Annotated in this window: 24 protein-coding genes; 21 read left to right on the forward strand and 3 right to left on the reverse strand. The window is 71.9% G+C overall.

Annotated features, from left to right (window positions below; all coding sequences use genetic code 11):
- The first annotated feature begins 90 nt into the window (after positions 1-90).
- From SM793_RS00310 to SM793_RS00340, 7 genes are all read left to right on the forward strand, one after another.
- The gene (locus SM793_RS00310; RefSeq protein ID WP_320435899.1) at positions 91-1,020 is read left to right on the forward strand and encodes a menaquinone biosynthesis protein; all 930 of its coding nucleotides are present in this window, start codon (positions 91-93) and stop codon (positions 1,018-1,020) included.
- 187 nt (positions 1,021-1,207) lie between these two features.
- Positions 1,208-3,010, forward strand: coding sequence for a serine/threonine-protein kinase (locus SM793_RS00315; RefSeq protein ID WP_320435900.1), 1,803 nt, complete (start codon positions 1,208-1,210; stop codon positions 3,008-3,010).
- A gap of 212 nt (positions 3,011-3,222) precedes the next feature.
- A complete protein-coding gene (mqnC, locus tag SM793_RS00320) occupies positions 3,223-4,446 on the forward strand; it encodes a cyclic dehypoxanthinyl futalosine synthase (protein ID WP_320435901.1) in 1,224 nt (407 codons plus the stop codon).
- 48 nt (positions 4,447-4,494) lie between these two features.
- A complete protein-coding gene (locus SM793_RS00325; RefSeq protein WP_320435902.1) occupies positions 4,495-5,157 on the forward strand; it encodes an imidazolonepropionase-like domain-containing protein in 663 nt (220 codons plus the stop codon).
- Positions 5,158-5,519: 362 nt separating this feature from the next.
- Positions 5,520-6,107: a hypothetical protein gene (locus SM793_RS00330; RefSeq protein WP_320435903.1), complete on the forward strand. Its 588-nt coding sequence runs from the start codon at positions 5,520-5,522 to the stop codon at positions 6,105-6,107.
- Between the two features lie 256 nt (positions 6,108-6,363).
- Positions 6,364-7,056, forward strand: coding sequence for a demethylmenaquinone methyltransferase (locus SM793_RS00335; RefSeq protein ID WP_320435904.1), 693 nt, complete (start codon positions 6,364-6,366; stop codon positions 7,054-7,056).
- Between the two features lie 158 nt (positions 7,057-7,214).
- Positions 7,215-8,498, forward strand: a complete 1,284-nt coding sequence (locus SM793_RS00340; protein ID WP_320436066.1) for a geranylgeranyl reductase family protein — start codon at positions 7,215-7,217, stop codon at positions 8,496-8,498.
- A gap of 98 nt (positions 8,499-8,596) precedes the next feature.
- Here the strand turns inward: SM793_RS00340 and SM793_RS00345 are convergent, their stop codons facing one another.
- Together SM793_RS00345 and SM793_RS00350 are read right to left on the reverse strand one after the other, a co-directional pair.
- Positions 8,597-8,926, reverse strand: a complete 330-nt coding sequence (locus tag SM793_RS00345) for a MazG-like family protein (protein WP_320435905.1) — start codon at positions 8,924-8,926, stop codon at positions 8,597-8,599.
- 71 nt (positions 8,927-8,997) lie between these two features.
- Positions 8,998-9,717: a peptidylprolyl isomerase gene (locus SM793_RS00350; RefSeq protein ID WP_320435906.1), complete on the reverse strand. Its 720-nt coding sequence runs from the start codon at positions 9,715-9,717 to the stop codon at positions 8,998-9,000.
- Between the two features lie 166 nt (positions 9,718-9,883).
- Between SM793_RS00350 and SM793_RS00355 the strand changes: the two genes are divergently transcribed.
- The gene (locus tag SM793_RS00355; RefSeq protein ID WP_320435907.1) at positions 9,884-10,813 is read left to right on the forward strand and encodes a DMT family transporter; all 930 of its coding nucleotides are present in this window, start codon (positions 9,884-9,886) and stop codon (positions 10,811-10,813) included.
- Between the two features lie 55 nt (positions 10,814-10,868).
- Here the strand turns inward: SM793_RS00355 and SM793_RS00360 are convergent, their stop codons facing one another.
- Positions 10,869-11,504 (reverse strand): hypothetical protein, encoded by a 636-nt coding sequence (locus tag SM793_RS00360; RefSeq protein ID WP_320435908.1) that lies wholly within the window; start codon positions 11,502-11,504, stop codon positions 10,869-10,871.
- A gap of 188 nt (positions 11,505-11,692) precedes the next feature.
- Between SM793_RS00360 and SM793_RS00365 the strand changes: the two genes are divergently transcribed.
- The 13 genes from SM793_RS00365 (at position 11,693) to nuoK (ending at position 25,153) form a co-directional block, all read left to right on the forward strand.
- Positions 11,693-12,763 carry a sensor histidine kinase gene (locus SM793_RS00365; protein WP_320435909.1) on the forward strand — a complete coding sequence of 357 codons (1,071 nt, stop codon included), beginning with the start codon at positions 11,693-11,695 and terminating at the stop codon, positions 12,761-12,763.
- A 137-nt stretch (positions 12,764-12,900) separates the two neighbouring features.
- A complete protein-coding gene (locus tag SM793_RS00370; RefSeq protein ID WP_320435910.1) occupies positions 12,901-13,623 on the forward strand; it encodes a response regulator transcription factor in 723 nt (240 codons plus the stop codon).
- A 553-nt stretch (positions 13,624-14,176) separates the two neighbouring features.
- The gene (locus tag SM793_RS00375; RefSeq protein ID WP_014137597.1) at positions 14,177-14,536 is read left to right on the forward strand and encodes an NADH-quinone oxidoreductase subunit A; all 360 of its coding nucleotides are present in this window, start codon (positions 14,177-14,179) and stop codon (positions 14,534-14,536) included.
- Between the two features lie 125 nt (positions 14,537-14,661).
- Entirely contained in the window at positions 14,662-15,216 is a 555-nt protein-coding gene (locus tag SM793_RS00380; RefSeq protein WP_320435911.1) for an NADH-quinone oxidoreductase subunit B family protein, read from the forward strand.
- The gene (locus SM793_RS00385) at positions 15,213-15,926 is read left to right on the forward strand and encodes an NADH-quinone oxidoreductase subunit C (RefSeq protein WP_320435912.1); all 714 of its coding nucleotides are present in this window, start codon (positions 15,213-15,215) and stop codon (positions 15,924-15,926) included. The genes SM793_RS00380 and SM793_RS00385 overlap by 4 nt, the downstream gene beginning before the upstream one ends.
- The gene (locus SM793_RS00390; RefSeq protein WP_320435913.1) at positions 15,926-17,281 is read left to right on the forward strand and encodes an NADH-quinone oxidoreductase subunit D; all 1,356 of its coding nucleotides are present in this window, start codon (positions 15,926-15,928) and stop codon (positions 17,279-17,281) included. Before SM793_RS00385 ends, SM793_RS00390 begins: the two co-directional genes overlap by 1 nt.
- The gene (nuoE, locus tag SM793_RS00395; RefSeq protein WP_320435914.1) at positions 17,278-18,078 is read left to right on the forward strand and encodes an NADH-quinone oxidoreductase subunit NuoE; all 801 of its coding nucleotides are present in this window, start codon (positions 17,278-17,280) and stop codon (positions 18,076-18,078) included. Before SM793_RS00390 ends, nuoE begins: the two co-directional genes overlap by 4 nt.
- A complete protein-coding gene (gene nuoF / locus SM793_RS00400; RefSeq protein WP_320435915.1) occupies positions 18,078-19,439 on the forward strand; it encodes an NADH-quinone oxidoreductase subunit NuoF in 1,362 nt (453 codons plus the stop codon). Before nuoE ends, nuoF begins: the two co-directional genes overlap by 1 nt.
- The gene (locus tag SM793_RS00405) at positions 19,436-21,940 is read left to right on the forward strand and encodes an NADH-quinone oxidoreductase subunit G (protein ID WP_320435916.1); all 2,505 of its coding nucleotides are present in this window, start codon (positions 19,436-19,438) and stop codon (positions 21,938-21,940) included. The genes nuoF and SM793_RS00405 overlap by 4 nt, the downstream gene beginning before the upstream one ends.
- Positions 21,937-23,313, forward strand: a complete 1,377-nt coding sequence (nuoH, locus tag SM793_RS00410) for an NADH-quinone oxidoreductase subunit NuoH (RefSeq protein WP_320435917.1) — start codon at positions 21,937-21,939, stop codon at positions 23,311-23,313. Before SM793_RS00405 ends, nuoH begins: the two co-directional genes overlap by 4 nt.
- Positions 23,314-23,319: 6 nt before the next feature.
- On the forward strand, positions 23,320-23,931 hold the full coding sequence (nuoI, locus tag SM793_RS00415; protein ID WP_063772381.1) for an NADH-quinone oxidoreductase subunit NuoI: 612 nt from the start codon (positions 23,320-23,322) through the stop codon (positions 23,929-23,931).
- Positions 23,928-24,857 carry an NADH-quinone oxidoreductase subunit J gene (locus tag SM793_RS00420; RefSeq protein ID WP_413815836.1) on the forward strand — a complete coding sequence of 310 codons (930 nt, stop codon included), beginning with the start codon at positions 23,928-23,930 and terminating at the stop codon, positions 24,855-24,857. Before nuoI ends, SM793_RS00420 begins: the two co-directional genes overlap by 4 nt.
- Positions 24,854-25,153: an NADH-quinone oxidoreductase subunit NuoK gene (nuoK, locus tag SM793_RS00425; protein ID WP_030300898.1), complete on the forward strand. Its 300-nt coding sequence runs from the start codon at positions 24,854-24,856 to the stop codon at positions 25,151-25,153. The genes SM793_RS00420 and nuoK overlap by 4 nt, the downstream gene beginning before the upstream one ends.
- Positions 25,154-25,158 lie beyond the last annotated feature (5 nt).

A 25,158-nucleotide genomic window follows, 5' to 3' on the forward strand; every position in this document is an offset into this window, starting at 1 on the left:
GCACGGTGCGTCACGGAAGGGTGGTGCGGGGCCTCCCGACCAGCAGGCATACCCTGCGGGGAGGCGCACGAACAGTAAGGGAGCGGCGCGGTGGCAGTACCGGACGAGGAAACGCGGGAGACCCGGGAGAGCACCCCGGTCCGGCCCCGAGTGGGGCATATTCAGTTCCTGAACTGCGTACCCCTCTACTGGGGGCTGGCCAGGACCGGCAACCTGCTCGACCTGGATCTCACCAAGGACACCCCGGAGAAGCTCAGCGACCAGTTGGTCGGAGGTTCGCTGGACATCGGCCCGATCACCTGTGTGGAGTACCTGCGCCACGCGGACGAACTGCTCGTGCTCCCCGACATCGCCGTGGGCAGCGACGGCCCGGTGATGTCCTGCGTGATCGTCAGCAAGGTGCCGCTCGCCGAGCTGGACGGCCGGAAGGTCGCCCTCGGCTCCACCAGCCGGACCTCCGTCCGGCTCGCCCGGCTGCTGCTGGAGGAGCGGGAGGGGGTGCGGCCGGAGTACTACAGCTGCCCGCCCGACCTGGAGGCCATGCTCGCCGAGGCCGACGCGGCCGTGCTGATCGGCGACCCGGCGCTGCGCGCCTACCTGGGGCAGGCGGCCGAACGCGGGCTGGCCGTGCACGACCTGGGCGAGATGTGGAAGGAGTGGACCGGGCTGCCGTTCGTCTTCGCCGTCTGGGCCGCCCGCCGCGACTTCGCCGAGCGCCGGCCCGAACTGACCGCGGCCGTGCACCGCGCCTTCCTGGAGTCCCGGGACCTCTCGCTGGTCGAGGCCCGCGAGGTGGCGACGCACGCGGCCCGCTGGGAAGCCTTCGACGCGGACGTGCTGGAACGGTACTTCAGCGAGGCCCTGGACTTCTCGCTCGGCGAGCGGCAGTTGGCCGGGGTGGCCGAGTTCGCCCGGCGGGTCGCGCACGACAGCGGGTTCGCACCCGATGTGGCCGTCCGGTTGCTGGAGTCCGCGCCGGCGGAGCCTGTGGTGCTGGAGCCCGCGCCGGTGGTGGTCTGAGCACGTCCCCGGCTGGTCCGAGCACGTTCCCCGGTTGGTCCGAGCACACCCCTCGGCGCCTTCCCGGGGCGGTGTGCCGCCGCCGGGAGGAAGCGGGTTGTGGCGCGGCGTCCGTCCGCCGCCCGATAGCGTCTGCACGCGAGCGGGCCCGGCGGTGGGCCGGGCGGGTGACGGGAGCGTGCGGGGGATGCAGGCACTGGGATCGGACGACCCGCGGCAGGTGGGCGCGTACCGGCTGCTGCGGAGGCTCGGCGCGGGCGGCATGGGCCGGGTCTACCTCGGCCGGACGGCGGGCGGCCGCACGGTGGCGGTCAAGGTGGTCCGCGGCGAACTCGCCGAGGACGCCGAGTTCCGGGCCCGGTTCCGGCAGGAGGTGGCCGCCGCCCGCCGGGTCGGCGGCACGTGGACGGCCCCCGTCCTGGACGCCGACACCGAGGGAACCCACCCCTGGGTGGCCACCGGCTACGTCGCGGGCCCCGCGCTGGCCGGCGCCGTCCGCGAGTACGGGCCGCTGACCGACCCCGCCGTCCGCACGCTGGGCGCCGTCCTGGCCCAGGCGCTGGAGCACGTGCACGGGCTCGGCCTGGTGCACCGGGACGTCAAGCCGTCCAATGTGCTGCTCACCCTGGACGGCCCGAGGCTGATCGACTTCGGCATCGCCCGGGCCCTCGACGCGGCCACCGGGCTCACCCAGTCCGGGTTCGTGGTCGGGTCACCCGGCTTCATGTCGCCGGAGCAGGCGAACGGCCGCCCGGTCGGACCGCCCGGCGACGTCTTCTCGCTCGGCGCGGTGCTCGCGTACGCGGCCACCGGGGTGCACCCGTTCGGCGAGGGGGTGAGCGCGGCCGTCCTGCTCTACCGCGTGGTGCACGAGGAACCGGACCTGACCGGGCTGGCCCCCGGGCCGCTGCGTTCGATCGTGCTCGACTGCCTGGCCAAGGACCCGGCGGCCCGGCCGACGCCGCGGGGGCTGCGGGAACTGCTGGACCCCGACGGCTCGGCGGCCGGCCGGCTGGGTCAGGGCGGCGGCTGGCTTCCGCCGGCGCTCGCGGCCGCGGTCGGGCGCAGTGCGGTGCAGCTGCTGGACCTGGAGGGGGAGGAGGACTCGTCCGTCGGCGGGGCCGGGGCTGCTGCTGCGGCGGCGGCGGGCGAGGTGGCGGCGGAGTGGACGCCGACCTTTGTACCGGGGGTCGACGGGATGGCGGTCGGGGTCGAAGGGGCTTCGGGGACCGGGTCGCGGTCGATGCCGTCGATGCCGTCGGTGCCGCCCCGGCCCGGGGTCGCGGACGCTACGCCGCGGCGGCGGGGCGTGGCGGCGCTGGTGGCCGCCGCCGCGGTGGTGCTGGTGCTCGCGGGCGGCGGGTACGGCGGGTACCGGATGTGGGGGCCGAAGGAGCCGGGGCCGGGGCCGACGGTACCGACGGCGGCGGCGTCCGGCGGGAGCGCGACGGGGGCGCAGACCGTGACGCCGGGCGCCACGTCGGCCACGGGCGGGGCCACTCAGGCGCCGCCCTCGCCGGTCTCGTCGCCTTCGTCGCCCTCGTCGCCTTCGTCGCCCTCGTCGCCTTCGTCGCCCTCGCCGACCGGCTCGACCGGTTCGTCGGCGACGGCCGCGCCGTCGGGGCCGAACGTCGTGCCTGCGGCCTTCCTCGGTACCTGGCGCGGGGACATGGTCACCCAGAAGGGGGTTCCGGCCGGCACCACCACCCTGGTCATCGGCCGGGCCGCGATCGGTCAGGAGGCCACCACCAGCCGCAACGAGCTGACCGGCCTGCTCTCGCTCACCTGCGAGGGCGCCTGGACGCTCACCTCGGCCGAGCCGGAGAAACTGGTCTTCACCTCCCGCCTCGTCCGCTCGTCGCTGCCCGGGGCGTGCACCGGCGGTTCCTACGCCGAGACGCTCACCCTGCAGAACGACGGCACCGTCCGCTTCGGCTCCGCCGACCCCAGCGCCGGAAACCCGGCCGGGACGCTGCGGCGGGCGGGCTGACGCAGCGCTCCGAAGGCCCTGGCGTAGGCTGATCCGGATGCGACCCGGTGCCGCGGCACGGAGTCGCCGCACGTCGTAGTACCCGGAACGGTCGGCCCGGTCGAACGGCCCGGAGCAGGCGAAGTACCGGTAGTGCCCGTCGTACCAGTAGTGCCCGTCGTGCCAGTAGTACCGGAAGTACCGGATGTACCCGAGAGAGAGAAGGCCGCCAGGTGTCCGAGCTCGCAGCGACCACCCTCGATGCGCCCAGCACCGACCTGCAGGCCGTCCTCGACCGGGCCGCCGGCGGTGGCCGGATCAGCCCGGAGGAGGCGCTGGCGCTCTACCGCTCGGCCCCCCTGCACGCGCTCGGCTCGGCGGCCGACGCCGCGCGCCGCCGCCGCTACGCCGGTACCGAGCACATCGCGACGTACATCATCGAGCGCAACATCAACTACACCAACGTCTGCGTGACGGCGTGCAAGTTCTGCGCCTTCTACGTGCCGCCGAAGAGCGACAAGGGCTGGTCCCGCGACCTCGAGGAGATCCTGCGCCGCTGCGCGGAGACCGTCGAGCTGGGCGGCACCCAGATCATGTTCCAGGGCGGCCACCACCCGGACTACGGCGTCGAGTACTACGAGCGCGCCTTCTCGGCGATCAAGGCGGACTTCCCGCAGCTGGTGATCCACTCGCTGGGCGCCTCCGAGGTCGACCACATGGCGCGGATCTCGGGCGTCTCGGTCGAGGAGGCCATCACCCGGATCCACAAGGCGGGCCTGGACTCCTTCGCCGGCGCCGGCGCCGAACTCCTGCCCGAGCGCCCGCGCAAGGCGATCGCGCCGCTCAAGGAGTCGGGCGAGCGCTGGCTGGAGATCATGGAGACCGCCCACAAGCTTGGTGTCGAGTCCACCTCCACCATGCTGATGGGCACCGGCGAGACCAACGCCGAGCGGATCGAGCACCTGCGGATGATCCGCGACGTGCAGGACCGCACCGGCGGCTTCCGCGCCTTCATCCCGTACACCTACCAGCCGCAGAACAACCACCTGAAGGGGTCCACCCAGGCGACCGTCTTCGAGTACCTGCGGATGATCGCCATCGCCCGCCTGTTCCTCGACAACATCGCCCACATCCAGGGCTCCTGGCTGACCACCGGCAAGGAGGCCGGCCAGCTGTCGCTGCACTACGGCGCGGACGACCTCGGCTCGGTCATGCTGGAGGAGAACGTGGTGTCGGCGGCCGGCGCCAAGCACCGCTCCAACCTCACCGAGCTGATCCACCTGATCCGGGCCGCCGACCGCGTCCCCGCGCAGCGCTCGACCACCTACGAGCACCTGCGCGTGCTGGACGACCCGGCCAACGACCCGGTCGACCCGCGGGTCGCCTCGCACATCGCCTCCACCGCGATCGAGGGCGGCACGGCGCACCCCGAGCTGAAGATCCTCGACAACCGCTGATCGCGCCGGCTGCCGACCGTTGACTTCTACTGAGGTTCCCGCGCCGCCGTGCTGACCCTGCACCGGGCTGCTCTCGTGCTTCCCGACCCCGCCGATTCCACCGCCCCGTCCCACGCCGACGGGGCGGTGCTGGTGCGCGACGGGCTGGTCGAGGCGGTCGGCCCGTACGCGGAGCTGGCTGCGGCGCAGCCGACGGCCCGGGTCCGGGACTGGGGCGACGCGCTGCTCACCCCCGGACTGCGCCACCCGGACGGGCACCGGTTGCTGGAACGGGCGTACCACCCGGATCCGCGTGAGGAACTCGGGGACGCGCCGGTGCCGGACGGCCTGGTGGGGGAGGCGGACGAGGCGCGGTGCGGGGCGAGCGCGCGGCGCGGGCTGCAGCGCATGCTCGGCTTCGGGGTGACGGCGGTGGCCGGGCCGTTCGAACGCGGCTCGGTGCGGACGGCGGTGGCCCGTTCGGGGCTGGTCGTGCTGCGGGGGGCGGGCTCTCCCGGGCCGGTGGGCCTTCCGGGGCCGGTGTGGTCGCTGGATCCGCTGGATCCGCTGGTGGGGCTGCCGTTCGCCGAGGCTGTGCACGGTCGGCTGGCGGTGGGCGGCCGGGCGGACTTCGCGGTGTTCGCGGTGTTCGCCCCCGGCGCGGACGGTCCGCGGGCCGGTGGGTGCCGGGCGGCGGTGCTCGGCGGTCGGCTGGTGTTCCGGCGGCGCTGAGCGCTGCCCAGGGCGACGTCGGTCCATGTCCGTCCACGCCGACGCCGACGCCCACGTCCACGTCCTCGTTCGGGCCGCGGTCTGCTGCCGGGCGTTCTCGCGGCGCGTTGCGTCTACTCGTCGGTAGGTGTGCGATTTTCCCAGGGCGTGCCGTACTCCCGTGCGAGGCAAGGGACTTGCTTCGCATGCCGCCGAACTTTGCCCCCGTGTCGCTGGCCTGATTCCCCCTTCGTCGTGACCTGAGGGCCCGCCAGCGGATAGCATCCGGCTCAGCTCAGTCCGTACCCTCACCACACCTCGCCCGTTCCCACGGGCGGCGGGGCCCCGTCCCCAGGCCCCGAACGCACGCCAGGACAGGAACCATGCGATCCGCGACCGTCCCCCCGCAGCGATCCCCGCGGTTGGGCCGTGGCTGGTACATCACCGCCGTGCTCAGCGCCGTGCTGGCCGTCGGGATGTGCCTGCTGGGGTGGCGTCAGGCCGAGCAGGCCGACCGGATCGGCGCCCACCCGGTGCGGGTCGAGGGCCTGGTGACCCAGTTGCCGGGCGGCGGCGGGTCCTACAGCACCGTCAGCTACCAGGCCGGGGGCCAGCACCACACCGCCACGGCGCTGCCGCTGGCCGACGGTGCCAAGGTCGGCGACGGGGTCTGCCTGGAGCATGCCGCTGACGACCCGGGCGCGGTACGGATCTGTGGCGACACCTACCCGCAGCCGGTCGGGGTCGGCCTGGCCCGGTTCAGCGTGCCGGTGGCGGTGCTGCTGTTCGCGGTCTGCATGCTGCGGATCCGGCGGCACCGGCGGGCGGAGGCCGTGTGGAGCGGGCAGAACCGGTTCGCCACCACGGTCGCCCTGGCCACCGGTGCGCTGGCCGACGGGATGCCCGCGATAACCCAGGGCAAGCGCTCGCGCCGTCGGCGCCGCTCGGGCGGACGACGCGCCCTGCACTGAGGGCGCGTGGGCGGTCCGGTCCTGGGGGAGTCGGGACCCGGGGGAGACGACCCGGAGTGTCTGATGGCTGGAGCGGCTGGCGGTCGGATTGGCCGGAGTGGCCGGAGTGTGGTCGGTGCCTGGGGGCGTGAGGGGGGTCCTGCGCGCCCTCGGAGTGCTTCGAGAACTGGGCGTTGGCGGGCCGGTGGTGGTCCCGGACTGTCCGGAAGGCGCCCCCTTGCCCGGATCGTCGGAGCCAGGGTGAACAATGGGGGGCGTGACCCGAGCCTCCCTGGACAAGCAGCCGCACGAAGTCGCCGCCATGTTCGACGACGTCGCGGCCAAGTACGACCGCACCAACGACGTGCTCTCGCTCGGCCAGGCCCGCGCCTGGCGCCGCGCGGTGGCCGAGGCGGTGGACGCCGGGCCGGGTGACGTCGTGCTCGACCTCGGGGCCGGCACCGGCACCTCCTCGCTCCCCTTCGCGGAGGCCGGGGCCAAGGTCGTCCCGTGCGACTTCTCGGTCGGCATGCTCGCCGAGGGCAAGCGCCGCCACCCCGAGCTGGCGCTGACCGCCGGGGACGCCACCCGGCTGCCGTTCGCCGACGACACCTTCGACTCGGTGACGATCTCCTTCGCGCTGCGCAACGTCCATGACACCGATGCCGCGCTGAGCGAGATGCACCGGGTCACCAAGCCCGGCGGCAAGCTGGTCATCTGCGAGTTCTCCACGCCGACCTGGACGCCGTTCCGGACCGTCTACACCGAGTACCTGATGCGCGCGCTTCCCCCGGTCGCCACTGCGGTGAGCAGCAACCCGGACGCCTACGTCTACCTCGCCGAGTCCATCCGGGAGTGGCCGGACCAGCCCGCGCTGGCCGCTCGGCTCCAGGAGGCCGGCTGGTCCAAGGTGGCCTGGCGCAACCTGACCGGTGGGATCGTCGCCCTGCACCGGGCCCACAAGGTCTGACCGGTCGTCGGCCGGTCGGACCCGTCCGCGCCGCCGCCGGGACCGGCCGAAGCGCCGCCCGCAGCTCATAGACTCGTCCAAGCCCAGCCGCGCCGGCCCCCGCCGGCCGGTCGACCCCCAGCAGGAGTGTGCCCACCGTGTCCGAGACCGTCGTTGACCTGAGCGCAGGCGTTGTGGAGAGCACCGCGGACGTCATCGTGGTCGGCGCGGGCCCGGCCGGGTCCACCACCGCGTACTACCTCGCGCAGGCCGGTCTGGACGTGCTGCTGCTGGAGAAGACCAGCTTCCCCCGGGAGAAGGTCTGCGGCGACGGCCTGACCCCGCGGGCCACCAAGCAACTGGTGGACATGGGCATCGATGTGTCCACCGACAACGGCTGGCTGCACAACAAGGGACTGCGGATCATCGGCGGCGGGATCCGGCTCGAGCTGGACTGGCCCGAGCTGTCGGCCTTCCCGGACTACGGTCTGGTCCGCAAGCGGGCCGACTTCGACGAGGTGCTCGTCCGTCAGGCGGAGAAGGCCGGAGCCCGGCTCTACGAGCGTTGCAACGTCAGCGGTCCGGTGCTGGACGAGCGGACCGGCCGGATCGTCGGCGTCACCGCCAAGCTGGGCGACGAGAAGCGGCCGGTGACCTTCCGCGCCCCGCTGGTCGTGGCGGCCGACGGCAACTCGACCCGGCTCTCGCTCGCCATGGGCCTGCACCGCCGCGAGGACCGCCCGATGGGCGTCGCCTACCGCACCTACTTCACCTCGCCGCGCCACGACGACGACTACCTGGAGTCCTGGCTGGAGCTGTGGGACACCCGGGGCGGCGAGCGCAAGCTGCTGCCCGGTTACGGCTGGGTCTTCGGTATGGGCGACGGCACCTCCAACGTCGGTCTCGGCATCCTCAACTCCTCGCCCGCTTTCGGTGAGCTCGACTGGCGCGAGGTCCTCAAGGCCTGGTGCGCGAGCATGCCTGAGGAGTGGGGCTACACCCCCGAGAACATGACCGACCCGATCCGGGGCGCCGCGCTGCCGATGGCCTTCAACCGGCAGCCGCACTACACCCGCGGCCTGCTGCTGGTCGGCGACGCGGGCGGCATGGTCAACCCGTTCAACGGCGAGGGCATCGCCTACGCGATGGAGTCCGGCCAGATCGCCGCAGGGGTGATCGTCCAGGCCCACGCCCGGGTGACCGAGTCCGGCCGGGAGCGCGCACTCCAGGCATACCCGCGCGTCCTCAAGGATGTCTACGGCGGCTACTACACGCTGGGCCGCGCCTTCGTGAAGCTCATCGGCAACCCGAAGGTCATGCAGCTCGCGACCCAGCGGGGACTGACCCACCCGGTCCTGATGAAGTTCGTCCTCAAGCTCCTCGCCAACCTCACCGACCCGCAGGGCGGCGACGCGATGGACCGCGTCATCAACGGTCTGGCCAAGGTCGCGCCCAACGCCTGACCGGCGAGGCCCGGGTGCGGTTCCGGTGCGCCTCCGGGCCCTTCCGGCGGCCTCCGGGCAGCGCGGCCGGCCTGGGTAGCCCGGCTCGTCGGGTACCGCTACGGCGCGCTGCGGCTGGCCGCGGAGCGGTTCTCGACGTATGCGAGGCGGTCGGCGAAGACCTGGGCGGCGTCGGGGGTGAGCGTGCGGAGGGCGACCAGCGCGGAGAAGACCACGTCGCAGAGCTCGTGCTGGACGTCCTCCCAGGTGTGGGTCACGCCCTTGCGCGGATTCTGACCGGTCGCACCGATCACGGCCGCGCTGACCTCGCCCACCTCCTCGGAGAGTTTCAGGATGCGGGCCAGCCGCTCCTCCTGCGGGGGAAGCGGGCTCTCCTCGTCGAGCCAGGCGACCACGTGGTCGACGCTCTCCCAGATCCTGCTGTCCATCGGCACGGCTCCCGTACGGCTCGCGGTCGTGCTGACCACCGTACGGGAGCCCGGCAGGCCCCGAAGGCGGCTCAGCGGGTGGAGATCTTCACATTGCGGATGTTCACGGGCAGGGTGGGGAAACCGTCGCCGGGGTTGTTCTGGTCGTCCTCGCCACCGGCGGCGATCTTCTGCAGGACGTCCAGGCCCGCGGTGATCCGGCCGAAGGGCGTGTAGGCGGGGGAGAGTTTGGTGTCCTTCCAGACGAAGAAGAACTGGCTGCCATTGGTGTTGGGGCCCGCGTTGGCCATCGCGACCGTGCCGGCGGGGTAGGTCGCGCCCTCCAGGTTCTCGTCCGGGAAGGAGTAGCCGGGGCCGCCGCTGCCGGTACCGGTCGGGTCGCCGCACTGGAGGACGAAGATCCGCTGGGTGGTCAGCCGGTGGCAGTGGCTGCGGTCGAAGTAGTCACGCTCGGCGAGGAACCGGAACGAGAAGGTCGTGCAGGGCGCCTTGTCGGTGAGGGCCTGGAAGGTGATCGACCCCTGGGAGGTCTTCAAGGTCGCGCTGTAGGGCTTGGCGGCCTTCCGGGCGTCGAAGACCGGGATGCCCTTGAAGTTGTCGGCGGGGACCGCCGGGCTGTAGGTGCAGGTGGTACCGGCCGCGCCGGTCCCGGCCCCGGTCGACGGGGTGTCCGCGACGGCGGTGCCGGTGCTCACCATGATCGGCAGAACGGTGGCTGCGGCGATCAACGCCCAGTGCTTCCGGGTCACTTGGCCGGCCTTCCGGTCCATGGGGGGCAACTGCATTGTCATGGCGACATCATCCATGCCGGAGTGGAGATCCGGTAGGGGTCGAAAACCGTTGATCGGGAACGGTGCGGTGCGCGAGGATGACGGGCGCCTGCTCAATTCCGGGATCCGTCCGACGACGTGCGCGACTCTCGTGTGCCGCTTCCGTTCGTCTCGAGAGGTCCCGCCCATGCGCGCATCGTCCTCCGTCCCTCTACGTGATCTGCCGGTACTGCTGGTGGCGGTGGCGTGGGGGTCGAGCTTCCTGGCCGTGCAGCGGGTGGCCGAGCCGGACACGGTGGTGGCGATGCTGGTCCTGCGGTTCGGCCTGGTCCTGCCCGTGCTGGGGCTGTTCGCCTGGCGGGCGCTGCGGCGGCTGCGGCGTGCCGAGTGGCTGGGCGGGGCCGCCCTCGGGCTGGTACTCGGTGCGATCTTCCTCCTGGAGACCTTCGGCGCGGTGCACACCTCGGCGACCAACGCGGGCCTGATCATCAGTCTCACGATCGTGTTCACTCCGCTCGCGGAGAGTGCGCTCGCCCGGACGCCACTGCCGCGACCCTTCCTCGCGGCAGCCGGTCTGGCGGTGGTGGGCATCGCGCTGCTGACCGGCGAGGGTGGGCTGCGGGCCCCTTCGGCCGGGGACCTGCTGGTGCTCGGGGCCGCCGTGGTGCGGACGGTCAACGTGCTGGCCACCGCCCGCGTCCGGGCGATCCGGGAGTCCGACACGCTGGCCGTCACCTGGGTCCAACTGGCCACCGCGACGCTGGTGTTCGCCGCTGTCGCGCCGTTCGTCGGCCCGCTGCCGTGGACGGTCGCGGCCACCTACGGGCCGGCCCAGTGGGGCTGGCTGCTCCACCTGACGCTGTTCTGCACGCTGTTCGCGTTCTTCGTGCAGATGTGGGCCGTCCGCACCACCTCGCCCTCCCGGGTCAGCCTGCTGCTGGGCACCGAACCGCTGTGGGCGGCGGTGTTCGGCATCACCCTGGCCGGCAACCACCTCGGACCGCTCGCCCTGCTGGGCGGTGCCCTCGTCCTGGTCGGCGCGGAGTGGGGCCGACGGACGGCCTCGAGACCGAGCCGGGAGGCCGAGCCGGCGGAGCGGGTGTCCGTCCCGGCGTGAGCGTGGGCCGGTCCGTCTGTGCGGAGCATCCCGCTCCCGGTCGTCGTCGGTCGGGTCACCGGCTCCGCCCCAGGGTTCGGCGGGCGTAGGCGAAGGTGACCGCGGCGACCAGCGGACCCCAGGCGACCAGTGGCAGGTAGCAGAGGGTCATGACCACTGCGGCGAGGCCCTGAGGGGCCTCGGGATCGCTCAACTGGTCGGCCCAGCCGCCGAACAGTGAGCTCAGCCCGACGTAGGTCAGCACGGCCGAGCCGATCGTGGCGGGGACGATCGCGGCCAACGGCCGGACGGTGCGGCCGCCGATCAACGGGATCCAGGACGGAACCACCTCGCCCCAGGGCCGGACCAGTCCGAGGGTGAGGAAGGCCACGAACTCGGCCAGTCCGCTCAACGCGACGAGATACGCGGTGCCCCAGCCGGGGGTGTTGTCCTCGAACACCGCGGCCAGCTCCCCGCTGAAGCCGACCGGGATGCCGACGCCGAGGGCGAGCCGCCAGAGTCCGGACGGCACGGTGGTCCAGACGGTGGCCCTGGCGGCCAGCTCGGCCCAGCGGGGGGTGCCGTCCGGACGGACGGCGCGCTTGCGGGTGGCCCGGGGACCGGAGGCGGTCGTGCCCGGGGCGCTCGCTCCGGGACCGACTCCGACGCCTGCGACGCCTTCGACGCCTGCGATGGGTGCGGTGGTGGACATGGTGGCGGACTCCTTCCCGGCCGGCCCTCGCGGCCGGTCCGACGGGATCAAGACTGGCCGTCGGACCGGGGCCGCCATCAGTGCCGATCGGGCTGTTCTGGCTGCTCGAATCAGGTGCGGATATGTGCCGATCGGCACAGGCGGAGCGCTCCGATGATCCGTAGGCTGCTCGCAGAAAGGAGGCGATGATGAGTCAGATGCTGGCGTTGGCCGCCCCGGCGGCGGTGCTCTGCGGGTGGTTCCTGCGGTCCCGGTTCGGGATCGCGGCGGTGTCCTGGACGGCCGCCATGGTGTCGATCGGGGCCACGGTCGGTGCTTGGGCCGCCGGCCGCTGGGCCGAGTCGGAGCGCTGGACCGGCCTGGTCGGCATCCTCGAACTCGCCTCCCTGCTGATGCTGGTGGTCCTGACGCTGCGGGCCGAGGGCGGTCGGCGCGGAGCAATGGCGGTCTGGACGATCGGTGGCGCGGTCGCGCTCTGGCCGTCCCGATTCGAGGACGCGTCCGGCGCGGTGGGCGCGCTGACCCTCTTCGGCTTCGGTTCGGTCTTCACGCTGCCGGCCGTGCTGATCGGGCTCTATCTGCGAGGGCTGGACGACGGCCGGCGTCGCTCGGTGGCAGCGGCCAGGCGCGCCCAGCGACTCGAGCTCGCCCATGACCTGCACGACTTCGTCGCCCATGACGTCAGTGGCATGGTTGCCCAGGCGCAGGCGGGCACAGTGCTGGCGGCCTTCGACCCGGTGCGGGCCGCGGCCCTGTTCGAGCGGATAGAGCAGGCCGGGTTGCAGGCCCTGGCCTCGCTCGACCGGACGGTCCACCTGCTGCGCAGCGAGGACGGGGACGGCCCGGAGCGTGCCCCGCAGCCCGGCCTGGCCGAACTGGCCGAGCTCACCGAGCGGTTCACGGACTCCGGCGATGTGGTGGTGCGACTGGAGGCTCCGGCCCAGGAGCCGGCGGTTCCGCGGGAGGTGGCGGCCACCGCGTACCGGATCGTGGTCGAGGCCCTGACCAATGTGCGGCGGCATGCTCCTGCTGCCCGTGTGGTCGATGTCCGGGTGCGGAGCGAGGGACGGCGGTTGACGGTACGGGTCCGGGACGACGGCGGTGGGGCTTCGTCGCCGTCCGGGTCGAGGCGGGGCGGGGGCGGCAGTGGACTGGCGGGGCTGGCCGCCCGGGTGGAGGCGTTGGGCGGCACGCTGAGCGCCGGCCGCGAGGGCAATGGCTGGCAGGTGGTGGTCACCATGCCCTTGAAGATCGGGTAGCGGCCCGGAGCCGGGGGAGGGCCGCACCGCCTCGGGGTGGAAGCGGTACCGCCGCGAGGGAGCGGAACGGACAGGTGGGACAGGAACGGCAGGCGCGGGGAAGACGCCCTGCCGGGGAGCGGAAGGAGGGTCGGCCGATGAGCATCCGGGTGCTCCTTGCCGACGACGACGAGGTGATCCGCAGCGCGTACCGGATCATCCTCGACGCACAGCCCGATATCGAGGTGGTCGACGAAGCCGAGGACGGCGAGGTGGCGGTCGCCCTCGCCGAGCGGTTGCGTCCGGACGTGATCCTCGCCGATATCCGGATGCCCAGGTTGGACGGTCTCGAGCTGACCCGGCGGCTGGGCGGGGAGTTCCGGGTGGTCGTGGTGACCACCTTCGATCTGGACGAGTACGTGCACGAGGCACTTCGCGCAGGGGCGGCGGGCTTTCTGCTCAAGCGCTCGGGGCCCGCGCTGCTCGCGGAGGCGGTCCGGTCCGCCGTGGCGGGGGACGCGTTGATCAGCCCGCAGATCACCGTCCGCCTGCTCCGCCAACTCTCCGGAGGCAGGGGTGGGAGCGGCATCGGCGGAGGGATCGGAAGCAGCAGCACCGGCAGTACCGCAGACCATGGCGGACGGCGCCCCCTGGGCGGACGGATCGCGGAGAGCGACCGGATCGGCCCGGTCGAGGAACTCACCGCACGCGAGAAGGAGATCGCGAGGCTCGTCGCCGACGGCGCCACCAACGGCGAGATCGCGGAGCAACTGTTCATCAGTGCCGGCACGGTGAAGAACCACCTGGCCTCGGTCCAGCGGAAGCTCGGTGCGCGCAATCGGGTCGGTATCGCCGCCTGGGCCTGGGAGAGCGGCGCCTGAGCCGCTCCGACCCGTCGGGGTACTCGCAGTTGCCCCCCGCCCCACCGCCATGGGCCCCCTGCCCCCCGCCCCACCGCCATGGGGCCCTCCGGCCGCCGCCGGAACGCGCTCCGGCCTGCGCGCGGCGTGCTTGTGAACGAAGGGTCAAGCGGGCGTTCGGGGGGCCGCCACCCCTGAGGGTGAGCCGTAATAACACGTCAACATGGCGCCCGGAAATTTGCGTTCCGCTCGACGAAGTTGATATAGGACTACGGCCCTGACCAGCCGCTTCGCAGATAAATGCGACTGCTTGTGACCATTTGACTTCTTTGCGTTGACAAATATCGTCATGCTCACCTTCATCATGATTCACAAGGTGGCGGAGATCACAAAGATCGTCTTGAACTGCGTGTCGCAGATCACAAGCCGACGGGCATAGGATGCGCTCGTTCCAGGCTTTGTGAACTGCCTCACATGGGGTGGATCCCGGGAACTGGAACGCCGGGTTCACCACAGTGTGACCCGACGGTTCCGATCTGCAGTCAAGGACGACTGGACGGAGGGAGCGGGGGCTATGAATGCCTACGCGCCGATCCTCGTACTCGGTGCCATCGCGGCGGCGTTCGCGGTCGGCTCCGTCGTGATGGCCTCACTGACCGGGCCCAAGCGTTACAACCGGGCCAAGTTGGAGGCGTACGAGTGCGGCATCGAGCCGACCCCGCAGCCCGTGGGCGGCGGTCGGTTCCCGATCAAGTACTACCTGACGGCGATGCTCTTCATCGTCTTCGACATCGAGATCGTCTTTCTCTATCCGTGGGCGGTGAGTTTCGACGCCCTGGGGATCTTCGGGCTGGTCGAGATGCTCCTGTTCATCGCCACTGTCTTCGTCGCGTACGCCTACGTCTGGCGTCGCGGCGGCCTGGAGTGGGACTGAGCCGGGGGAGGGGCCGGGTACCGGGCGTCCGTCGGACCTTGTGAACGGGCGGACAAGCCCGAACGAGCGGACAAGCCCGAACGGGTGGGCGAACCACAGGACTTGAGGGCATTGAGAGGGATCTGATGGGAATCGAGGAGAAGCTGCCGAGCGGCTTTCTGCTCACGACCGTGGAGACAGCGGCCGGCTGGGTACGCAAGTCGTCGCTCTTTCCGGCCACCTTCGGGCTGGCCTGCTGCGCGATCGAGATGATGACCACCGGCGCGGGCCGCTACGACCTGGCGCGCTTCGGTATGGAGGTGTTCCGGGGTTCGCCCCGGCAGGCCGATCTGATGATCGTGGCGGGCCGGGTGAGCCAGAAGATGGCTCCGGTGCTGCGCCAGGTCTACGACCAGATGGCCAACCCCAAGTGGGTCATCTCGATGGGCGTCTGCGCGTCCTCGGGCGGGATGTTCAACAACTACGCGATCGTCCAGGGCGTCGACCACATCGTCCCGGTGGACATCTACCTGCCCGGTTGTCCGCCGCGTCCGGAGATGCTGATGGACGCGATCCTGAAGCTGCACGACAAGATCCAGCACGAGCCGCTCGGTGCGAACAAGCGCCGTGCCGAGGAGCTGGGCGAGGCGCTGGCGCTGCAGGCCACCCCGGTGAGCGAGATGCGGGGGCTGCTGCGATGAACGACCAGGTACCCGAGACCCGCCGCGAGGAGCCGCGCCGCGAGATCCCGGTCGAGGTGGTCGGCCGCCGGCAGGGCATGTTCGGCGCCCAGGGCAGCGGCGACACCTCCGGCTTCGGCGGCCTGGTCGCCCCGGTCGTCCTGCCGGGAGCCACCGAGCGCCCTTACGGCGGCTGGTTCGACGAGGTCGCCGACGAGTTGGAGGGCGCCCTGGAGGAGCAGGGCCTCGACCCGGCCGAGGTGATCGAGAAGACCGTCGTCGACCGCGCCGAGCTCACCTTCCGGATCGCCCGCGAGCACCTCCTCCGCACCGCGCGGACCCTGCGCGACGACCCGGCGCTGCGGTTCGAGCTCTGCCTAGGGGTGAGTGGCGTGCACTACCCGGGCGACACGGGACGCGAACTGCACGCGGTCTACCACCTGCGCTCGATCACCCACGGCCGGCTGATCCGGCTGGAGGTCACCGCACCGGACGCGGATCCGCGCATCCCGTCCGTGGTGAGCGTCTACCCCACCAACGACTGGCACGAGCGCGAGGCCTACGACTTCTTCGGCCTGGTCTTCGAGGGGCACCCGGCCCTCACCCGGATCATGATGCCGGACGACTGGCTGGGACACCCGCAGCGCAAGGACTACCCGCTCGGCGGCATCCCCGTCGAGTACAAGGGCGCCCAGATCCCGGCGCCCGACCAGCGGAGGTCGTACAGCTGATGAGCACCCAGCACAACGAGGAGACGATCCAGGGCGGCGCGGCCGAGGCAGGCGCCCGGGAAACCACCGAGGGCCGGGTCTTCACGGTCACCGGCGGCGACTGGGGCGAGGTGGTCGACGCCGTGGCCCGGGCCGACGACGAGCGCATCATCGTCAACATGGGCCCCCAGCACCCCTCCACCCACGGGGTGCTGCGGCTGATCCTGGAGATCGACGGCGAGACGGTCACGGAGGCCCGCTGCGGCATCGGCTACCTCCACACCGGCATCGAGAAGAACATGGAGTTCCGCAACTGGGTCCAGGGCACCACCTTCGTGACCCGCATGGACTACCTGACCCCGCTGTTCAACGAGACCGCCTACTGCCTGGCGGTCGAGAAGCTGCTCGGCATCACCGACGACATCCCGGAGCGGGCCGACGTCATCCGGGTGCTGATGATGGAGCTCAACCGGATCGCCTCCCACCTGGTCTGCCTGGCCACCGGTGGCATGGAGATCGGCTCCACCACCCTGATGATCTACGGCTTCCGCGACCGCGAGCTGATCCTGGACGTCTTCGAGCTGGTCACCGGCCTACGGATGAACCACGCCTACGTCCGCCCGGGCGGTCTCGCCCAGGACCTCCCGCCCGGCGCGGTCGACCAGATCCGCGAGGCCGTGAAGACCATCCGCTCCCGGATGCACGAGTACGACAAACTCGCCACCGGCAACCCGGTGTTCAAGGCCCGCCTGGTCGACGTCGGCTTCCTCGACCTGCCCGGCTGCCTCGCCCTCGGCGCCACCGGTCCCATCCTGCGCGCCACCGGCCTGCCGCACGACCTGCGCAAGACCGACCCGTACTGCGGCTACGAGAACTACGACTTCGAGGTCGCGGTCGCGGACGGCGCCGACTCCTACGGCCGCTTCCTGATCCGGCTGGAGGAGATGAAGCAGTCCCTGCGGATCGTCGAGCAGTGCTTGGACCGGCTGCGCCCCGGTCCGGTCATGGTGGCGGACAAGAAGATCGCCTGGCCGGCCCAACTCGCGGTCGGCCCGGACGGCATGGGCAACTCCCTCGACCACATCCGGAAGATCATGGGCACCTCGATGGAAGCCCTGATCCACCACTTCAAGCTGGTCACCGAGGGCTTCCGGGTCCCGGTCGGCCAGGCCTACGTGGCGGTCGAGTCGCCCAAGGGCGAGCTGGGCGTGCACGTGGTCAGCGACGGCGGTACCCGCCCGTACCGGGTCCACTTCCGGGACCCGTCGTTCACCAATCTGCAGACGATGGCGGCGATGTGCGAGGGCGGCCAGGTGGCCGACGTCATCGTCTCGGTGGCCGGGATCGACCCGGTGATGGGAGGCGTGGACCGGTGACAGACGTCCAACTGGGAATGCCGGCGCTGCCGGCCAGGCCGTACCCCGAGGAGGTGCACGCCCGGCTGGCCGCCGACGCCGCCGAGCTGATCGGCCGCTACCCGGTGGCCCGGTCCGCGCTGCTGCCGCTGCTGCACCTGGTGCAGGCCGAGGAGGGCTTCGTCAGCCCGACCGGCATCCGGTTCTGCGCCGAGCAACTGGAGCTCACCACCGCCGAGGTCACCGCCGTCGCCACCTTCTACACCATGTACCGGCGTCGGCCCGCGGGCGAGTACCACGTCGGGGTCTGCACCAACACCCTGTGCGCGGTACTCGGCGGCGACCAGATCTTCGCCGAGCTCCAGGAGCACCTCGGGATCGCGAACAACGAGACCACCGAGGACGGCCGGATCTCGATCGAGCACATCGAGTGCAACGCCGCCTGCGACTACGCGCCCGTGGTGATGGTCAACTGGGAGTTCTTCGACGACCAGACGCCGGAGAGCGCCAAGCTGCTGGTCGACGACCTGCGCGCGGGCCGTGCGGCCGTCCCCACCCGTGGCGCCCGGCTCTGCTCCTTCAAGGAGTCCGCCCGGATCCTGGCCGGCTTCCCCGACGAGCGCCCCGGCGCCGTCGACGAGTCGGGCGCGGGCGGCGCGCCCTCGATGGCCGGCCTGCGGCTGGCCCGCGGCGAGGCCCTGCCCGGCACCGGCGGCACCCGCGTCGTCTCCCCCCGCCACGAGGGCACCCGCCACGAGGAGCCGGGCCGCGAGGGCGGGTCCGCCGAGGGCACCGGCCAGGAAGGGACCGAAGCGTGATGACCTCCGCCGAGCCGGCCGAGAAGCTGCTCACCCCCGTGCTGTCGGCGTTCTGGGACGACAACCGCCCCTGGACGCTCGCCACCTACCGCCGCCACGCCGGCTACGAGGGACTCAAGGCCGCCCTCGCGATGCCCCCGGACGACGTGATCGCCCTGGTCAAGGACTCCGGTCTGCGCGGTCGCGGCGGCGCCGGCTTCCCCACCGGCCTGAAGTGGCAGTTCATCCCGCAGAACGACGGCAAGCCGCACTACCTGGTGGTCAACGCGGACGAGTCCGAGCCGGGCACCTGCAAGGACATCCCGCTGCTGTTCGCCAACCCGCACTCGCTGATCGAGGGCATGATCATCGCGTCCTACGCGATCCGCTGCGACCACGCCTTCATCTATCTGCGCGGCGAGGTCGTCCCGGTGCTGCGCCGGCTCCAGGCCGCCGTCGCCGAGGCGTACGAGGCCGGGCTGCTCGGCCGGAACATCCTCGGCTCCGGACTCGACCTGGACATCACCGTCCACGCCGGCGCCGGCGCCTACATCTGCGGCGAGGAGACGGCGCTGCTGGACTCGCTGGAGGGGCGCCGGGGCCAGCCCAGGCTGCGCCCGCCCTTCCCGGCCATCGCCGGCCTCTACGCCTGCCCGACCGTGGTGAACAACGTCGAGTCGATCGCCTCGGTGCCGCCGATCCTGGCCCGCGGCAAGGAGTGGTTCAAGGGCCTGGGCACCGAGAAGTCCCCCGGCTTCACGCTCTACTCGCTCTCCGGCCACGTCACCAACCCCGGCCAGTACGAGGCCCCGCTCGGCATCACCCTGCGCCAGCTGCTCGACATCAGCGGCGGCATCCGGGCCGGCCACCAGCTCAAGTTCTGGACCCCGGGCGGCTCCTCCACCCCGATGTTCACCGCCGAGCACCTCGACGTCCCGCTGGACTACGAGGGCGTCGGCGCGGCCGGCTCGATGCTCGGCACCAAGGCCCTGCAGATCTTCGACGAGACGACCTGCGTGGTCCGCGCGGTCACCCGCTGGACCGAGTTCTACGCCCACGAGTCCTGCGGCAAGTGCACCCCCTGCCGCGAGGGCACCTACTGGCTGGTCCAGCTGCTCAAGCGGATCGAAGCCGGCCAGGGCGTCGAGGGCGACCTGGAGAAGCTCCTCGACATCGCCGACAACATCAACGGCAAGTCCTTCTGCGCCCTGGGCGACGGCGCGGCCAGCCCGATCGTCTCCTCGCTCCAGTACTTCCGGGCCGAGTACGAGCAGCACCTCGCCGAGCGACGCTGCCCGTTCGACCCGGCCGCCTCCACCGTCTGGGCCGACGGCCCCCGCCCCGGCCACCAGTCCGCCACCGAAAGGGAGGTGCACGCGTGACGATCACAGAGCCATCCACCTCCACGGGCGACAAGGCCGCGGTCGAGCTGGTCACGCTCACCATCGACGGCGTAGAAGTGCAGGTCCCGAAGGGGACCCTAGTGATCAGGGCCGCCGAGCAGATCGGCACCCAGATCCCGCGCTTCTGCGACCACCCGCTGCTCGACCCGGCCGGCGCCTGCCGGCAGTGCATCGTCGAGGTCGAGGGCCAGCGCAAGCCGGTCGCCTCCTGCACCATCCCGGTCGCCGAGGGCATGGTGGTGCGCACCCACCTCACCTCGCCGGTCGCCGAGAAGGCCCAGCGCGGCGTGATGGAGCTGCTGCTGATCAACCACCCGCTGGACTGCCCGGTCTGCGACAAGGGCGGCGAGTGCCCGCTGCAGAACCAGGCGATGTCCACCGGTGACACGGACTCCCGCTTCGAGGGGATGAAGCGCACCTACGAGAAGCCGGTACCGATCAGCAGCCAGGTGCTGCTGGACCGCGAGCGCTGCGTGCTCTGCGCCCGCTGCACCCGGTTCTCCCAGCAGATCGCCGGGGACCCGTTCATCGACCTGATCGAGCGCGGAGCCCTCCAGCAGGTCGGCACCGGCGAGGGCGACGACTTCGAGTCGTACTTCTCCGGCAACACCATCCAGATCTGCCCGGTCGGCGCCCTCACCTCGGCGGCTTACCGTTTCCGCTCCCGCCCGTTCGACCTGACCTCCTCGCCGAGCGTCTGCGAGCACTGCTCCTCCGGCTGCGCCCAGCGCACCGACCACCGCCGCGGCAAGGTACTGCGCCGGCTTGCCGGCGAGGACCCGGCGGTCAACGAGGAGTGGAACTGCGACAAGGGCCGGTTCGCCTTCCGCTACGCCCAGCAGCGGGACCGGATCACCACCCCGCTGGTCCGCCGGGACGGCGAACTCGTCGCCGCCTCCTGGCCGGAGGCGCTGGCCCGGGCCGCCGAGGGGCTGCGCGGGACCCGCGCCGGAGTGCTCACCGGCGGCCGGGTCACGGTCGAGGACGCCTACGCCTACGCCAAGTTCGCCCGGGTGGTGCTCGGCACCAACGACGTGGACTTCAGGTCCCGCCCGCACAGCGGCGAGGAGGCGGACTTCCTGGCCGCCGCCGTCGCCGGCCAGGGCGTCGACATCGGCGGAAGCCCCTTCGGCTACGAGGAGCTGGAGGCCGCCCCGGCGGTCCTGCTGCTGGCCCTGGAGCCCGAGGAGGAGTCGCCGATCGTCTTCCTGCGGCTGCGCAAGGCCAACCGGGGCCACGGCCTCGCGGTCTTCTCGATCGCCCCGCACGCCTCCCGGGGCCTGGCCAAGCTGCGCGGGTCGCTGCTGCCGGCCGCCCCCGGCACCGAGGCCGAGTGGCTGGCCGCGCTCGGCGCCGACGAGCCGCTCAACGACGACGCCGGCCGCGCCGCCGAACTGCTCCGCACCCCCGGTGCGGTGATCCTGGTCGGCGAGCGGGCGGCCGCCGCCCCCGGCGCGCTCACCGCCGCACTGCGGCTGTCGCACGCCACCGGCGCCCGGCTGGCCTGGATCCCCCGCCGGGCCGGCGAACGCGGCGCGGTCGAGGCCGGCGCGCTGCCCGGCCTGCTGCCCGGCGGCCGTCCGGTCACCGCGCCGGCCGCCCGGGCCGAGGCCGCCGCCGCCTGGGGCGTGGCCGAACTCCCCGCCCGACTGGGCCGGGACACCGAGCAGATCCTCGCCGCCGCCGTCAGCGGCGACCTGGACGCGCTGGTGGTCGGCGGCGTCGACCCGGAGGACCTGCCCGATCCGGCGCTGGCCGAGGAGGCGCTGGCCGCGGTGCCGTTCGTGCTCTCGCTGGAGCTGCGTCCGTCCGCCGTCACGGCCCACGCCGACGTGGTGCTGCCGGTGGCCGCGGTCGCGGAGAAGGCCGGCACCTTCCTGGACTGGGAGGGCCGGGTGCGGATGTTCGAGGCCGCGCTCAAGCCGGACCAGCAGATGGGCCGCCACCTGCACCCGGACCTGCGGGTGCTGAACATGCTCGCGGACGCCCTGGGCCACCGGCTCGGGCTGCCCGACGTCCGTGCCGCCCGCCAGGAGCTGGACCGGTTCCTGCCCTGGACGGGTGACCGTCCGGCCGCGCCGGCCGCCCACCCCGGCCTGCTGCCCCGCCCGGCCACCGGCCAGGCGGTCCTGGCCGGCTGGCGGCTGCTGCTCGACCGGGGCTCGCTCCAGGAGGGCGACCCGCACCTGGCCGGCACCCGGCACCCCGCGGTAGCCCGGGTATCGCCGACCACCGCTGCGGAGATCGGCGCCGCGACCGCGCCCGCGCTGCGGCTGACCGGCCCGGCCGGCTCGCTCACCCTGCCGCTGGAGATCGCCAAGGAGATGCCGGACCGCACGGTCTGGATCCCGCTCAACTCCACCCCGGGCGGCGCCTACCGGACGCTCGGCACCACCATCGGCCACCTGGTCACCATCGCCGCCGCCGAGGCCACCGCGCTGGACGGGACGGCCGGGCCCGAGGAGGAGGAGGAGAAGTGACTCCGAACCCGTACCCGCTCGCCGGACACGGCCCGGCCGCGCTGGCCGAGCTCGCCGCGAACGAGACGCTCGGCTTCTTCGGCCGGGATCCGTGGTGGCTGGTCCTGTTGAAGGCGGTGTTCTGCTTCGGCTTCCTGGTCGGCACGGTCCTCGTGGCGATCGTCTGGGAGCGCAAGGTGGTGGCCTGGATGCAGCTGCGCATCGGGCCCAACCGGCACGGCCCGTGGGGCCTGCTGCAGTCGCTCGCCGACGGCGTGAAGCTGGCGCTCAAGGAAGACCTGGTGGTCAAGGGCGCCGACAAGGTGGTCTACATCCTGGCCCCGATCGTCTGCGCCATCCCGGCGTTCATGGCCTTCGCGGTGATCCCCTTCGGCCCGGCCGGCAACGAGATCTCGATCTTCGGCACCCGGACGCCGATGCAGCTGACCGACTTCCCGGTGGCGCTGCTCTACATCCTGGCCACCGCCTCGGTCGGCATCTACGGCATCGTGCTGGCGGGCTGGTCCTCCGGCTCGACCTACCCGCTGCTCGGCGGGATCCGCTCCTCGGCCCAGATGATCAGCTACGAGATCGCGATGGGCCTGTCCTTCGCGGCGGTCTTCATCTACTCCGGCTCGATGTCGACCTCGGAGATCGTCTCCTCGCAGCAGCCGACCTGGTTCGCGGTACTGCTGCCGGTGTCGTTCATCGTCTACATCGTCGCGATGGTCGGTGAGACCAATCGCGCGCCGTTCGACCTCCCGGAGGCCGAGGGCGAGCTGGTCGGCGGCTTCAACACCGAGTACTCCTCGCTGAAGTTCGCGATGTTCATGCTGGCCGAGTACGTCAACATGGTCACCGTCTCGGCGGTCGCCTCCACCCTGTTCCTGGGCGGATGGCGGGCCCCGTGGCCGGTCTCCACCTTCTGGGAGGGCGCCAACCACGGCTGGTGGCCGCTGCTCTGGATCGTCCTCAAGATCCAGCTGCTGCTGTTCTTCTTCATCTGGCTGCGCGGCACCCTGCCCCGGTTCCGCTACGACCAGTTCATGAAGCTCGGCTGGAAGGTGCTGATCCCGGTCTCGCTGGTCTGGCTGGTGATGGTGGCCAGTGTCCGGGCCCTGCGCAACGAGGGCTACGGCTTCGGCGAGGTGGTGCTGTACGTCGGCGCCCCGGTCGGCGCGCTGCTGCTGGTCGGCCTGCTACGGGACGTCCTGATTCGCAGGCAGGAGCCCGGACCCGAGGCGCCGCAGGGGGAGTTCGACCCGATGGCCGGCGGCTACCCGGTGCCCCCGCTGCCCGGCCAGCAGCTCCCACCGGTCCCGCGCCGGCGCAGCCGCGCCCCGAAGCAACTGCAGGACGCCCTCAACGGGGCCGACCATTCCGAAGGGAGCTGAACCGAGATGTCGTCCGACCAGAACGCCCGGAACGACCGGCCCGAGCGGGCCGACAAGCCGTCCATCCTCGGGCCGGCCGCCGGCTTCGGCGTGACCTTCAAGGCCATGTTCAAGAAGCGGCTCACCGAGCAGTACCCGGAGCAGAAGAAGCCCACCGCCCCGCGCTTCCACGGCCGCCACCAGCTGAACCGGCACCCGGACGGGCTGGAGAAGTGCATCGGCTGCGAGCTGTGCGCCTGGGCCTGCCCGGCCGACGCGATCTACGTCGAGGGCGCGGACAACCGCGAGGACGAGCGCTACTCGCCCGGTGAGCGGTACGGGGCGGTCTACCAGATCAACTACGCCCGCTGCATTCTGTGCGGGCTCTGCATCGAGGCCTGCCCGACCCGCGCGCTCACCATGACCAACGAGTACGAGCTCGCGGACTCCTCCCGCCAGGACCTCATCTTCACCAAGGAGCAGCTGCTGGTCGGCCTCTCCGAGGGCATGGTCGACAGTCCGCACTCGATCTTCCCCGGCGCCGACGAGGGCGCCTACTACCGGGGCGAGATCACGGCGGCGGCGCCGGGCACGGTCCGTCAGGAGCCGACCGACCGGGAGAAGGAGGCCCAGTCGTGAGCGCCGCCACCTCGCTGAACCTCGCGGCCGTGACGGGCGCGACCTCCACCGGTGAGGCCGTCCAGTTCTGGGTGCTCGCGGTGATCGCCGTCGGCGGTGCGCTCGGGACGCTGCTGATGCGCAGGGCGGTGCACAGCGCGCTCTGCCTGGCCGCCACGATGCTCGCCCTGGCGGTCTGCTACATGGCCCAGGGCGCGGTGTTCCTGGGCGTGGTGCAGATCGTGGTGTACACCGGCGCGATCATGATGCTCTTCCTGTTCGTGGTGATGCTGGTCGGTGTGACCAGCGCGGACTCGTTGAAGGAGCAGTTGAAGGGCCAGCGGTTCGCCGCCGCGCTCTGCGGCCTCGGCTTCGGCGTGCTGATGGTCGCCGGGATCGCCAACGCCAAGCTGGACACCTTCGCCGGTCTCGGTGAGGCCAATGCCGAGGGCAACGTCCAGGGCCTGGCCCGACTGATCTTCACCAAGTACGTGTGGGCCTTCGAGGTCACCGGGGCGCTGCTGATCACCGCCGCGATCGGGGCCATGGTGCTGACCCACCGCGAGCATGTGAAGGCCCCGAAGACCCAGCGCGAGCTGGCCGCCCAGCGGGTCGCCGACAACCTCCAGGTCCCGCCGCTGCCCGCGCCCGGCATCTACGCCCGGCACAACGCGGTGGACATCCCGGCGCTGCTGCCGGACGGCTCGATCGCCGAGGACTCGGTGATGGCGACCCTGCGCGAGCGCGGCCAGATCCGGGACGTCAGCCAGGAGATGCTGGCCCGGATGGCCGAGCTGGAGTCCACCACCGCCGACTGGCTGGGCCGCCCGCCGTCCGAGCGCCCGCCGGTGACCGGCCCGCGCAAGGCCCTGGAGCCGGTGGCCGCGAACCACCCGGCGCCGGCGAACCGCCCGGCGTCCGACCACGACGAGGAGGGGGCGGAGTGAATCCGGTCAACTACCTCTATCTCTCCGCCCTGTTGTTCACCATCGGCGCCTCCGGTGTGCTGATCCGGCGGAACGCGATCGTGCTGTTCATGTGTGTCGAGCTGATGCTGAACGCCTCCAACCTGGCGCTGGTCACCTTCTCCCGGATGCACGGGAACCTGGACGGCCAGATCATCGCGTTCTTCACCATGGTGGTGGCGGCGGCCGAGGTCGTGGTCGGCCTCGCGATCATCGTCTCGATCTTCCGGACCAGGCATTCCGCTTCGGTCGACGACAGCAACCTGATGAAGCTGTAGGCGGA

Origin of the sequence: Kitasatospora purpeofusca, from assembly GCF_034043715.1 — a bacterium.
In the GTDB taxonomy this organism is placed as follows: domain Bacteria; phylum Actinomycetota; class Actinomycetes; order Streptomycetales; family Streptomycetaceae; genus Kitasatospora; species Kitasatospora purpeofusca_A.